The sequence below is a fragment of the Ahrensia kielensis DSM 5890 genome (assembly GCF_000374465.1).
Lineage (GTDB): Bacteria > Pseudomonadota > Alphaproteobacteria > Rhizobiales > Rhizobiaceae > Ahrensia > Ahrensia kielensis.
The window spans coordinates 582,088-593,831 of record NZ_KB894529.1 but is presented as its reverse complement, the minus strand read 5'-3'; the positions used below and the strand labels follow the sequence as shown (position 1 = coordinate 593,831).

Annotated in this window: 9 protein-coding genes; 6 read left to right on the top strand and 3 right to left on the bottom strand. The window is 49.3% G+C overall.

Features of this window, described 5'->3' with window-relative positions; all coding sequences use genetic code 11:
• Positions 1-3: 3 nt before the first annotated feature.
• Genes pcaF through C504_RS0109035 form a run of 3 tightly spaced genes read right to left on the bottom strand, consistent with a single transcriptional unit; the run spans position 4 to position 4,453 of the window.
• Entirely contained in the window at positions 4-1,200 is a 1,197-nt protein-coding gene (gene pcaF, locus C504_RS0109045) for a 3-oxoadipyl-CoA thiolase (protein ID WP_018689014.1), read from the bottom strand.
• Between the two features lie 41 nt (positions 1,201-1,241).
• Complete coding sequence (locus C504_RS0109040) at positions 1,242-3,206, bottom strand: 3-hydroxyacyl-CoA dehydrogenase NAD-binding domain-containing protein (protein WP_018689013.1); 1,965 nt, start codon at positions 3,204-3,206, stop codon at positions 1,242-1,244.
• Positions 3,207-3,214: 8 nt separating this feature from the next.
• The gene (locus C504_RS0109035) at positions 3,215-4,453 is read right to left on the bottom strand and encodes an acyl-CoA dehydrogenase (RefSeq protein ID WP_018689012.1); all 1,239 of its coding nucleotides are present in this window, start codon (positions 4,451-4,453) and stop codon (positions 3,215-3,217) included.
• 155 nt (positions 4,454-4,608) lie between these two features.
• On the opposite strand from C504_RS0109035, the gene C504_RS0109030 reads away from it, so the two are divergent.
• The 6 genes from C504_RS0109030 to C504_RS0109005 are packed head-to-tail and all read left to right on the top strand — an operon-like array spanning position 4,609 to position 11,737.
• Positions 4,609-6,906 (top strand): bifunctional salicylyl-CoA 5-hydroxylase/oxidoreductase, encoded by a 2,298-nt coding sequence (locus C504_RS0109030; protein ID WP_018689011.1) that lies wholly within the window; start codon positions 4,609-4,611, stop codon positions 6,904-6,906.
• Positions 6,903-7,658 (top strand): SDR family NAD(P)-dependent oxidoreductase, encoded by a 756-nt coding sequence (locus tag C504_RS0109025; RefSeq protein ID WP_018689010.1) that lies wholly within the window; start codon positions 6,903-6,905, stop codon positions 7,656-7,658. Before C504_RS0109030 ends, C504_RS0109025 begins: the two co-directional genes overlap by 4 nt.
• Complete coding sequence (locus tag C504_RS0109020; protein ID WP_018689009.1) at positions 7,655-8,140, top strand: MarR family winged helix-turn-helix transcriptional regulator; 486 nt, start codon at positions 7,655-7,657, stop codon at positions 8,138-8,140. The genes C504_RS0109025 and C504_RS0109020 overlap by 4 nt, the downstream gene beginning before the upstream one ends.
• Positions 8,137-8,946, top strand: a complete 810-nt coding sequence (locus C504_RS0109015; RefSeq protein WP_018689008.1) for an enoyl-CoA hydratase family protein — start codon at positions 8,137-8,139, stop codon at positions 8,944-8,946. The genes C504_RS0109020 and C504_RS0109015 overlap by 4 nt, the downstream gene beginning before the upstream one ends.
• Positions 8,946-10,115 carry an acyl-CoA dehydrogenase family protein gene (locus C504_RS0109010; protein WP_018689007.1) on the top strand — a complete coding sequence of 390 codons (1,170 nt, stop codon included), beginning with the start codon at positions 8,946-8,948 and terminating at the stop codon, positions 10,113-10,115. Before C504_RS0109015 ends, C504_RS0109010 begins: the two co-directional genes overlap by 1 nt.
• The gene (locus tag C504_RS0109005; RefSeq protein ID WP_018689006.1) at positions 10,115-11,737 is read left to right on the top strand and encodes a benzoate-CoA ligase family protein; all 1,623 of its coding nucleotides are present in this window, start codon (positions 10,115-10,117) and stop codon (positions 11,735-11,737) included. The genes C504_RS0109010 and C504_RS0109005 overlap by 1 nt, the downstream gene beginning before the upstream one ends.
• The last annotated feature ends 7 nt before the right edge of the window (positions 11,738-11,744 follow it).

Genomic DNA, 11,744 nt, shown 5'->3' with positions numbered 1-11,744 from the left:
ACGCTATGGGCGCTCAAGTATCATTGCGATACCTTGCCCGACACCAATACACATTGTGCAAAGGGCATAGCGTCCCTTTGTGCGACGTAATTGATACGCGGCAGCCATAACCAATCGGGCACCCGACATACCAAGCGGGTGTCCAAGTGCAATTGCACCGCCATTCGGATTTACATGTGGTGCATCATCGGGCAGCCCTAGTTCTCTCAAACATGCAAGACCTTGGCTCGCAAATGCTTCATTGATTTCGATGACGTCCATTTGATCAATCGTAAGGCCGGTTAGTTCAAGTACTTTGCGCGTTGCAGGCACTGGCCCAATACCCATGATACGCGGCGCGACACCAACAACGGCTGTTGCCAGGATACGCGCGAGCGGCTCGAAATCTTGCGCAATCATTTCATTGGCAATCAGCAAGGCAGCAGCACCGTCATTAACACCGGAAGCATTGCCCGCAGTGACTGATTTTTCTGCGCCGTTAATGCCTTTGAGTTTTGCTAATTTTGCCGCGTCAGTATCCGCGCGTGGATGCTCATCCTTGTCAAAGACAATAGGCTCACCTTTACGCTGCGCGATGGAAACCGTGATAATCTCATCTGCAAAATTGCCAGCTTGCAGTGCAGCTTGATAACGTTGCTGGCTACGCGCGGCAAAAGCATCTTGGTCTTGCCGGTTAATCCCATATTCTTCAGCGACATTGTCTGCGGTTTCAGGCATTGAATCGATGCCATGTTCAGCTTGCATTTTTGGATTTACAAAACGCCAGCCAATGGTCGTATCGTATGTTTCACTCGAACGGGAAAATGCACTGGTTGCTTTTGGCGTGACAAAAGGTGCACGGCTCATGCTTTCCACACCGCCTGCAATTGCTAATCGATAGTCGCCGGATTTTATCGCGCGCGCAGCCATGGCAACGGCATCAATGCCTGAGCCGCAAAGTCTGTTTATCGTCGTGCCCGGTGCTTCAACGGGAAGACCACCGAGGAGTGCAGCCATACGTGCGACATTACGATTGTCTTCGCCTGCTTGATTGGCATCACCCAAAATAACATCATCAATCTTTGACCAATCCATATTGGGATTGCGATCCATGAGTGCGCGAATTGGCAAGGCAGCCAAATCATCGGTGCGGATGGATGAAAGCATGCCGCCGTAACGACCAATTGGTGTGCGTACAGCATCAAGAATATAAGCAGACATTCAGCAATCCTTACGTCGAGTTGTGCAATCTATAACGGACATTAAGCGCTAGACTTGGATTGATACATCGGGCCGCCGCGCCATCTGGGAAATCCGTATCCATTGACCATAACGACATCAATTGCTTCAGGTGACGCAGCAATGTTTTCACTTAAAAGTGCAGCGCCTTCATCGGCCATAGCAGCTAGGAGACCACCCATGATGTCAACTTCGGTCATGGATGTGCGTGCAATGTTTTTACGCTTTGATTCAGCTATAACCAGCGCATCAATGTCAGGGTCATGTATTGGTGTTTTGCCGTCTTCATAAATGTAGAAGCCAGCACCATTCTTGCGGCCTAAACGGTCCATACGGTAAATTTTGTCGGCAATATCGACATAGCGCTCGTTCGGATCACGCGTAGCATCTTTGCGGCGGCGCATGGCATAGCCAATATCAAGGCCAGCTAAATCCTGCATTTCAAACAGGCCCATCGCAAATCCATAAGACTTCATCGCGGCATCAATTTGATGAGGCAAAGCGCCGTCCTCAAGCATATATTCAGCAGCACGGCGATAAGCTGACATGATGCGGTTGCCAATAAATCCATCGCAAACACCGGCAGGCACAGCGAGTTTTCGCAGTTTTTTCGCAAGCGCCATGCTGGTTGCGAAAACATCATCGCTCACATGATCTGTATGGATAACTTCAACCAGCTTCATAATATGAGCAGGTGAAAAGAAGTGTAGTCCGATGACACGTTCGGGGTGAACTGTGGCAGCAGCTAGCGCGTTCATATCCAAATAAGATGTGTTGCTCGCCAATATGGCGTCAGGTTTAACGACGGCATCTAATTTGGCAAAGACATCTTTCTTAACATTCATGTCTTCAAAAACGGCTTCGATGACAAAGTCCGCATTCGCAATATCGATGTAATCCGTGCTGCTAGAAAGATTGCCTGTCAGCGCATCATATCGCGCTTGATCGATCAGCCCGCGTTTCATGCTCGCGTGCAAAATTGCAATAATGCGCTCGACACCTTTTTCAAGCGATGCTGTGTCGCGCTCGATGAGCGTTACATTTAAATTAGCCAGTAAACATGAAGCTGCGATACCTGCGCCCATTGTGCCGCCGCCAATTATGCCGATGGTGGTAATTGGTTTTGTTATCGCGCTTTTTATCGATGGTATTTTTGAGACAGAACGTTCTGCAAAGAAAATATAGCGAAGGGCATCTGACTGCTCGTCAGCTTTTAATTTAAGAAAGTTTTCCCGCTCAAGCGTTAGGCCGGATTGTGCGTCTAACGCTTGAATAGAGATCATGGTTTCAGCTGCAATTTTCGGTGAAAGCTGCCCGCGCGATTTAGATGCTGTCGCTTTTGATTTTGCACTGATCTCATCATCCGCCAGAGGCTCTTTGATCGGCTTGGCTGAAAGCGCAAGTGGCTTTGGAAGATCAATAATTGTTTTCGTAAAGGCTACGGCGTCACGCAGAAGATCTGTGTTTGAAACCGCATCAATCAAACCCGTTGATTTAGCTGTGGTGACTGTGGCAGGCTTTCCCGATGTGATCATCGCAAATGCGTCCGCCATAGGGATGAGCCGTGGCAGGCGCACGGTGCCGCCGGCACCTGGAATAAGTCCCAGATTAACTTCGGGTAGGCCAAGCATCGTGCCCACTTGCGCAATTCGGTAATGGCATCCAAGCGCCACTTCTAGGCCGCCGCCAAGGGCGTTGCCGTGAATTGCTGCGACCCAAGGTTTTTGTGCGGCTTCTAGCGCTGTAACGACATCAGGAAGAAGCGGAGGAACCGCAGGCTTGCCAAATTCCTTGATATCGGCACCCGCCATAAAGGTGCTGCCATTGCAAATAAGAATAACAGCACGGATATTGGCATCTGCATCCGTTTCCTGAATAGCAGACACGATACCAGTGCGAACACTCTGTGAAAGAGCGTTAACCGGCGGGTTGTCGATACGAACGATGGCTATCGTGCCATCGATATCTATGTGAACCGGATTACTCACCACAGCGCCTATTGAAACGCTTGAATGCCGGTTTGCCCACGTCCCAAAATTAGGGCGTGAATATCATGTGTACCCTCATAGGTGTTCACCGCTTCAAGGTTCATCACATGTCGCATAACCGGATACTCGTCGCTAATACCATTGCCGCCGTGCATATCGCGTGCAGCGCGTGCAATATCGAGCGCTTTCCCGCAATTGTTACGCTTCATCAAACTGATCAGTTCAGCAGACGCAGAGTGGTCATCAAGCATCCTGCCCAAACGCAAGCTACCCTGTAGCCCAAGCGAGATTTCAGTTTGCATGTCCGCCAATTTCTTCTGAATGAGCTGGTTTGCAGCAAGCGGTTTGCCAAACTGTTTGCGGTCCATCGTATATTGACGAGCAGCGTGCCAGCATGCTTCTGCAGCCCCCATCGCTCCCCATGAAATGCCGTAACGTGCACGGTTAAGACAGCCAAATGGCCCTGCGAGACCGGATACATTTGGCAGTAAGTTTTCTTCTGGTACAAAAACCTCATCCATCTGGATCATGCCGGTAATTGAAGCGCGTAATGAAAACTTACCTTCGATCTTTGGTGCGACGAGGCCCTTCATTCCTTTTTCAAGAATAAAGCCCTTGATCTTACCGTCATGGGCGTCAGATTTCCCCCAAACAACAAAAACATCAGCGATTGGTGAGTTGGTAATCCAGTTCTTTGCACCGGAGAGCAAATAGCCGCCATCAACTTGTTTAGCGCGGGTCAACATGCCGCCGGGGTCAGAGCCGTGGTCCGGTTCGGTCAGGCCAAAACATCCGACAAATTCACCTGATGCGAGTTTTGGTAGAAACTTATTGCGCTGCTCATCGGTGCCGTAAGCAAAGATAGGGTGCATCACCAAGGATGATTGGACGGACATGGCTGAACGGTAGCCACTATCAACACGTTCAACCTCGCGGGCAACCAAGCCGTAGGAGACATAGTTTGCGCCAACGCCGCCAAATTCTTCTGGAATAGTTGCGCCGAGCAAACCAAGCTCGCCCATTTCGCTCATGATCTCGCGGTGGAAGATTTCATTGCGATTGGCCTCAATGACACGTGAAAGCAGTTTGCTCTGGCAATAATTTTCCGCTGTGTCGCGGATCATGCGCTCTTCATCGGTCAACTGATTTTCAAGTAAAAATGGATCTTGCCAAGTCAGTGATGCAGGCTTGGCGCGTGCGCTTTCCGGTGTGGCTACTTCGTGTTCTTCCGAGTTGGTTTGCAACATGTTGAGTTCCTCGCACTGTTCTGGTGTGCATCATGGATGCGGATTTATTATATTTCAAGCTTAAAATATTTTTGCTTGAAATATAATAAATCTGTGTCTACGCTTTCAAATATTGGGAGCCTGCTCCCTGAAATGTCAACGTATCGGGAGACATTATGCGTATTGCATGCTTGGGAGGCGGGCCAGCTGGTCTTTATTTTGCAATTTCTGCGAAGTTGCGTATGCCTGACGCTGAGGTCGTTGTTTTTGAACGTAATAAAGCAGACGATACTTTTGGCTGGGGCGTTGTCCTGTCCGATGAAACGCTCGGCAATTTGCATGCCAATGACCCTAAAAGCGCAGCGACGATTAAAGAACATTTTGCCTATTGGGATGATGTTGCACTGGTTCATCAGGGGCGTAAAACAGTATCTTCTGGTCACGGCTTTTGCGGCATAGGGCGCAAGCGCCTTCTTCTTATCTTGCATGAACGTGCAGCTGAACTTGGTATAGATCTGCGCTTTGAAACAGAAGTTGAGAGCGCCTCTAAATACGCCGATGAATTCGATGTTGTGGTCGCCTGCGATGGCTTGAACTCTAAAACCCGCAATGAATTTGCAGACGTTTTTGAACCGGATGTCGATACGCTGCAATGTCAGTTCGTTTGGCTAGGCACACACCAAAAATTTGATGATGCCTTCACATTCATTTTCGAGGACACGGATAAGGGGTGGGTTTGGGCGCACGCTTATCAATTTGATGATAAAACAGCGACATTCATCGTTGAGTGCAGTCAAGAAACCTATGATGCTTATGGATTCGCAAAGCTGAGCCAGCAGGAAAGCATCGCCATTTGCGAGAAAATCTTCGCAAGCCACCTTGGCGGCCATTCGTTGATGACCAACGCCAACCATATTCGTGGTTCGGCGTGGATACGTTTCCCCCGTGTCATGTGCGAAAAATGGAGCCATAAAAATATGGTTCTATTGGGCGATGCTGCGGCAACAGCTCATTTTTCCATCGGGTCAGGCACCAAGCTTGCGCTAGAAAGTGCGATCAGTTTAGCAAAGCACGTAACGTCTGATGTACCGCTTGAAACAGCTTTTGAACGCTACGAAGAGGACCGCCGCTTAGAAGTTTTGCGCTTGCAATCAGCAGCCCGAAATTCCGTCAATTGGTTTGAGGATGTAGAGCGGTATCTGCATCTTGATCCTGTCCAATTGAACTATTCTTTGCTGACACGCTCACAGCGTATCAGTCATGAAAACTTGCGTGCACGCGATCCAAAATGGTTGAGCTCGGCAGAAAAATGGTTTCAGGAGCAATCGGGTGTAGATGCGAATGCGCCTGTTCGTGCGCCCATGTTTACACCATTCAAGCTTCGCCAAATGCAGCTTAAAAACCGTATCGTTGTATCGCCAATGGCGCAGTACAAAGCTGTTGATGGTGCGCCAACAGATTGGCATCTGATCCACTACGGCGAACGAGCCAAGGGCGGTGCAGGGCTGGTTTATACGGAAATGACATGCGTTTCAGCCGAAGGCCGCATCACCCCGGGTTGCCCCGGTCTTTATGCGCCTGAACATGAGATAGCATGGAGACGCCTAACGGATTTCATCCACGCAGAAACAGATGCAAAGGCTTGCTGCCAGATAGGCCATTCAGGCCGCAAAGGGTCAACCAATCTTGGTTGGGAAGGCATGGATTTGCCTCTTAAACAGGGCAATTGGCCGCTTGTTTCAGCATCGCCTATAGCTTGGTCTAGTAAAAACGCCACGCCGCAAGAAATGTCGCGTGCGCAAATGGATGAAGTACGCGATCAATTTGTTGCAGCCGCTCAAATGGCAGATCGCGCTGGTTTCGATATGATCGAACTCCATGCAGCGCACGGTTATTTAATATCTTCCTTTATCTCGCCGCTCTCCAATATTCGCAGTGACGAATATGGCGGTTCGCTGGAAAACCGGATGCGCTACCCGCTGGAAGTTTTCAATGCAATGCGTGCTGCATGGCCTAAAAATAAACCGATGTCTGTGCGAATATCGGCCACGGATTGGGCGGGCGATGATGGCGTTACGCCCGAAGAGTCCGTAGAAATTGCAAAGCTCTTCCACGTCGCTGGCGCCGATATTATTGATGTATCGGCAGGTCAAACATCGACTGAAGGCCAACCTGTTTATGGCCGCATGTTTCAAACGCCGTTCTCTGATCGTATCCGCAATGATGCAGGCATTGCGACAATGGCTGTCGGCAATATTTTTGAGGCCGATCATGTCAATTCGATATTGATGGCTGGACGTGCGGATTTGGTATGTCTTGCGCGGCCGCATTTAAACGATCCTTATTGGACGTTGCATGAAGCAACGAAACTTGGCGACCGTCATGAGGTTTGGCCAAAACCTTACGAAGCTGGCCGCGATCAGGCTTGGCGCTTGGCTGATAAACTGGCGCAAATGTCGGAGGATCAATCGTGACCAATCCGTCTAAACATGTTGTCGTGACTGGTGGTGGAACGGGCGTTGGTGCCGCGATTGCAGAAGCGTTTGCAGAAGCAGGTTTTAAGGTCAGTATAATAGGGCGGCGCGAAGAACCACTTCAACAAATTAGCGCTAAAACAGGCGCAGCCTATGCGGTTGGCGATGTGACGGACCGCGCTTCTATTGACCATGCTTTGGATAAACTTCGTGCGCAAAATGGCCCGATCACAATTGCGATTGCCAATGCGGGGGCTGCGTTAAGTAAACCTTTTGCTGCGATGTCGCAGGCCGACATGTCAAGCATGCTCGATATCAATGTCACGGGTGTTTTTAATGTCTGGCAAGCTTGTCTTGCAGATATGCGTGATGAAAAATGGGGCCGTATGTTGGCCGTTGCGTCAACAGCAAGCTTGAAGGGCTATCCCTACGTTTCAGGTTACTGCGCAGCAAAGCATGGCGTTTTAGGTTTGACGCGGGCCGTGTCGCTGGAAATGGCGAAAAACAACATAACGGTCAATGCTGTTTGTCCGGGCTTTGTTGAAACCCCAATGTTGGAGGCTTCGATTGAAAACATCGTTGAAAAAACGGGCATGTCTGCGCAGGCAGCACAAGACAGTCTTAAGGCTGGAAATCCAATGAAACGGTTTATTCAGCCAAGTGAAGTTGCCAATACCTTGTTGTGGCTCGCAAGCGCAGGTGCTTCTTCTGTTAATGGGCAGGCGATTTCAATTAATGGCGGTGAGATATGAGCATGTCTTCAGCAGAAACGGCATACGCAATGTCGACAAAAACCAAACTTCGCCTTTGGTTGCGCCTGCTTAAAGTAACCCGAAGCGTCGAAAACGATATACGTGAGAAACTGCGCGTTGAATTTGATTCAACATTGCCGCGCTTTGATGTTTTAGCCGCGCTTTATCAGTTCCCAAAAGGTTTGCGTATGAGTGAACTGTCCGGCCTTCTAAAGGTTTCAAATGGTAACGTGACGGGCATTGTCGATAGGCTTGTAAAAGATGGCCTTATCATAAGAACACCAGTCCCTGGCGACCGCCGTGCATTGCGCGTGAGGCTCACAAAGCGCGGCGAAGAAGAATTTGCTCTTCAAGCCGCAGCACATGAGCAATGGATAGATGATCTCCTATCCGACGTATCCATGAACGAAGCTGAGAATATGATCAGTTCCTTCGACAGAATTTTGGTTGAATTGCACGGTACTAAAAGCGAGGAAGCATGACAGATTGCAAAACAGATGTGGTGCACTTCAATTGCCGTGTTGAAAACCGGATTGCACATATTTCACTCAACCGGCCCGAGCGCAAAAATCCGCTGACATTTGAAAGCTATGCAGAAATGCGGGATTGGTTCCGCGACCTTCATTACGCTGAAAATGTTGACGCTGTGATTATTGCTCCAAATGGCGGCAATTTTTCATCAGGTGGCGATGTCCATGAAATCATTGGACCGCTGACTAAGATGAGCATGAAAGAGCTTTTGCAATTCACGCGAATGACGGGCGATCTTGTCAAAGCGATTATCAATTGCGGCAAGCCTGTCATATCGGCTGTCGATGGTATTTGCGTGGGCGCAGGTGCGATCATAGCGATGGCGTCGGATCTTCGCATTGCGACACCAGAGGCTAAAACCGCGTTCCTGTTTGCCCGTGTGGGGCTTGCTGGATGCGATATGGGCGCATGCGCTATCCTGCCGCGCATCATAGGACAGGGACGCGCTGCTGAGCTGTTTTATACAGGTCGCTCAATGAGTGCCGATGAGGGTGAGCGCTGGGGTTTTTATAATAAGCTGGCGAGTGCCGATACGCTAGAAGCTGAGGCACTTTCATTGGCGGAACGTATCATAGAAGGTCCAAACTTCGCACACATGATGACTAAAACTATGCTCCAGCAAGAATGGTCAATGTCTATAGACCAAGCCATTGAAGCTGAAGCGCAAGCGCAAGCGCTGTGCATGCAAACTGGGGATTTCAAACGAGCCTTTGAAGCATTTGCGAATAAACAAAAACCAGTATTTGAGGGTAACTAATGGCAGATCGCAGCTTTCTTGATTGGCCATTTTTTGAAGACAAACACAGAGCTTTGTCGGCTGATTTGGAAGCTTGGGCAAGTAAGCATATTGATGCCATTGACCACACGGATACCGATGCTGCATGCCGTCATTTAGTCAGCGCTTTAGGCGAGGCCGGTTGGGCAAGTTATAGTGGTGTTGATCCATTAGATGAGAACGCTAAACTGGATGTGCGAAGCCTTTGTTTAATCCGTGAGACTTTGGCCCGCTATGATGGCTTGGCCGATTTTGCATTCGCGATGCAGGGCTTGGGAACCGGCGCGATTTCACTGTTTGGCAACAAGTCACAAAAAGAAAAGTGGTTGCCCTTAACGCGGTGCGGTAAAGCAATTGCCGCTTTTGCGCTAACCGAGCCGCAATCAGGTTCCGATGTTGCAAATTCGGCAATGACCGCAACACCTGATGGTGATGATTATGTGTTGAACGGCGAAAAAACATGGATATCAAATGGCGGCATTGCTGACATTTATACTGTGTTTGCACGCACGGGCGATGCGCCCGGCGCAAAGGGGCTCTCGGCATTTATTGTGCCAGCAGAAACAATAGGGCTAAACATTGCAGAGCGGTTGGAAACAATTGCACCGCACCCTCTAGCGACATTGAAATTTGACGATTGCCGTATTCCAAAATCATCATTACTTGGAAAATCAGGTGATGGTTTTAAGATCGCTATGTCTGTGCTTGATGTTTTCAGACCGACCGTGGCAGCAGCAGCGCTTGGCTTTGCGCGGCGTGCTTTGGATGAAGCTTTGAGCCGCGCGCAGTCGCGTGAAATTCAAGGGCAAAAATTATTCGATATGCAATTGGTGCAAGGTCATTTGGCCGATATGGCGCTCAATGTCGATGCGAGTGCTTTGCTGATCTATCGCGCGGCTTGGGCAAAAGATAGCGGCGCACCGCGTATCACGCGTGAGGCCGCTATGGCAAAACTGTTTTCAACAGAACAAGCGCAAAAAATCATCGATCAAGCGGTGCAAATTCATGGCGGTGACGGTGTTAAATCCGGTCAAAAAGTCGAGCAGCTTTATCGAGAAATTCGCGCTTTGAGAATTTATGAAGGGGCGTCAGATGTGCAAAAAATCATCATCGCCCGTCAAACACTGGTACAGTTTCAGGGAGGAAACTAATGCTCGGACCTTCCAATCATATAGACAGTTTTGCGCGTGATAATCTGCCGCCACAAAGTCAGTGGCCAGAATTTTTACTAAACGGTTTTGAGTATCCTGATTATATCAATGTTGGTGTCGAACTAACAGACAAAATGGTTGAGCAGGGTTTTGGCGATAATACCGCTCTGATCGGAAATGGCCGCCGCCGCACCTATAAGGAATTGGCGGATTGGACAAACCGTATCGCACATGTGCTGGTTGAAGACTTTGGATTGAAGGCGGGTAATCGCGTGATGATCCGCTCAGCCAATAATCCTGCAATGGTTGCGTGTTGGCTTGCCGCGACAAAGGCAGGTGCCGTTGTTATCAACACAATGCCCATGCTGCGTAGCGTCGAGCTTGAACCAATTGTCGATCTGGCTCAGATCAGCCACATTTTGTGCGACACGCGGCTTATCGAAGAGGTTGCAGGCTTTGCGGCAGATAACAAACATGTAAAACATGTCATTGGCTTTGATGGCACATCAAACCATGAGGCAGAACTTGACCGACTTGCGCTTGAAAAGCCGGTTAAATTTGATGCTGTGAAAACGGGCCGTGATGATGTTGCATTACTCGGCTTTACATCTGGCACGACAGGTAAGCCGAAAGCCACCATGCATTTTCACCGTGATTTGCTGATGATTGCTGATGGATATGCAAAAGAGATTTTAGGTGTTGTGCCAGACGATGTGTTTGTCGGCTCACCGCCTTTGGCTTTCACATTTGGCCTTGGCGGCCTTGCGATATTTCCGCTGCGTTTTGGCGCAACCGCAACGCTGCTCGAAAATGCCAGCCCGCCCAATATGATTGAGATCATTGAGAAGTATAAGGCTACGGTCTGTTTTACTGCTCCAACGGCTTACCGGGCCATGTTGGCGGCGATGGCAGAGGGCGCAGATTTGTCCAGTTTGCGCGCGGCTGTTTCTGCAGGCGAAACTTTGCCTGCCCCTGTCTACGAGGAATGGATTGCTAAAACTGGCAAACCGATGCTTGACGGCATCGGGGCAACTGAGATGTTGCATATCTTTATATCGAACCGCTTTGACGATCATCGCCCCGCATGCACAGGTAAACCGGTCACAGGCTATGAAGCAAAAGTAGTCGATGATGAGGGTAATGAGGTGGCCGTCGGAACCGTAGGCCGCTTGGCGGTTCGGGGACCAACTGGATGTCGCTATATGGCCGATGATAGGCAGAGCAATTATGTTCAGAACGGCTGGAATATCACCGGCGATAGTTTCATGATGGATGCTGAGGGATATTTGCATTTTGCCGCGCGCAATGACGATATGATTATTTCCAGCGGATACAATATTGCTGGACCAGAAGTTGAAGCAGCATTGCTAGGGCACCCTGCGGTGCGTGAATGTGCTGTTATTGGGGTCGCAGATGAATCAAGAGGCTCGATAGTTCAAGCGCATATTGTTCTGAATGAAGGACAAAATGCAGATGATGCGCAAATCAAACACCTACAAGAGCATGTAAAACAAACAATTGCGCCGTATAAGTATCCACGATCTATTGTGTTTTGCACAGAACTGCCAAAAACTCAGACCGGAAAAATACAGCGATTTTTGCTGAAACAAACTGGTCAATAATTACCGC

Coding starts and splice junctions, on each gene's coding strand:
- pcaF (WP_018689014.1), bottom strand. CDS start 1,200: ATGTCTGCTTATATTCTTGATGCTGTACGCACACCAATTGGTCGTTAC.
- C504_RS0109035 (WP_018689012.1), bottom strand. CDS start 4,453: ATGTTGCAAACCAACTCGGAAGAACACGAAGTAGCCACACCGGAAAGC.
- C504_RS0109030 (WP_018689011.1), top strand. CDS start 4,609: ATGCGTATTGCATGCTTGGGAGGCGGGCCAGCTGGTCTTTATTTTGCA.
- C504_RS0109020 (WP_018689009.1), top strand. CDS start 7,655: ATGAGCATGTCTTCAGCAGAAACGGCATACGCAATGTCGACAAAAACC.
- C504_RS0109015 (WP_018689008.1), top strand. CDS start 8,137: ATGACAGATTGCAAAACAGATGTGGTGCACTTCAATTGCCGTGTTGAA.
- C504_RS0109010 (WP_018689007.1), top strand. CDS start 8,946: ATGGCAGATCGCAGCTTTCTTGATTGGCCATTTTTTGAAGACAAACAC.
- C504_RS0109005 (WP_018689006.1), top strand. CDS start 10,115: ATGCTCGGACCTTCCAATCATATAGACAGTTTTGCGCGTGATAATCTG.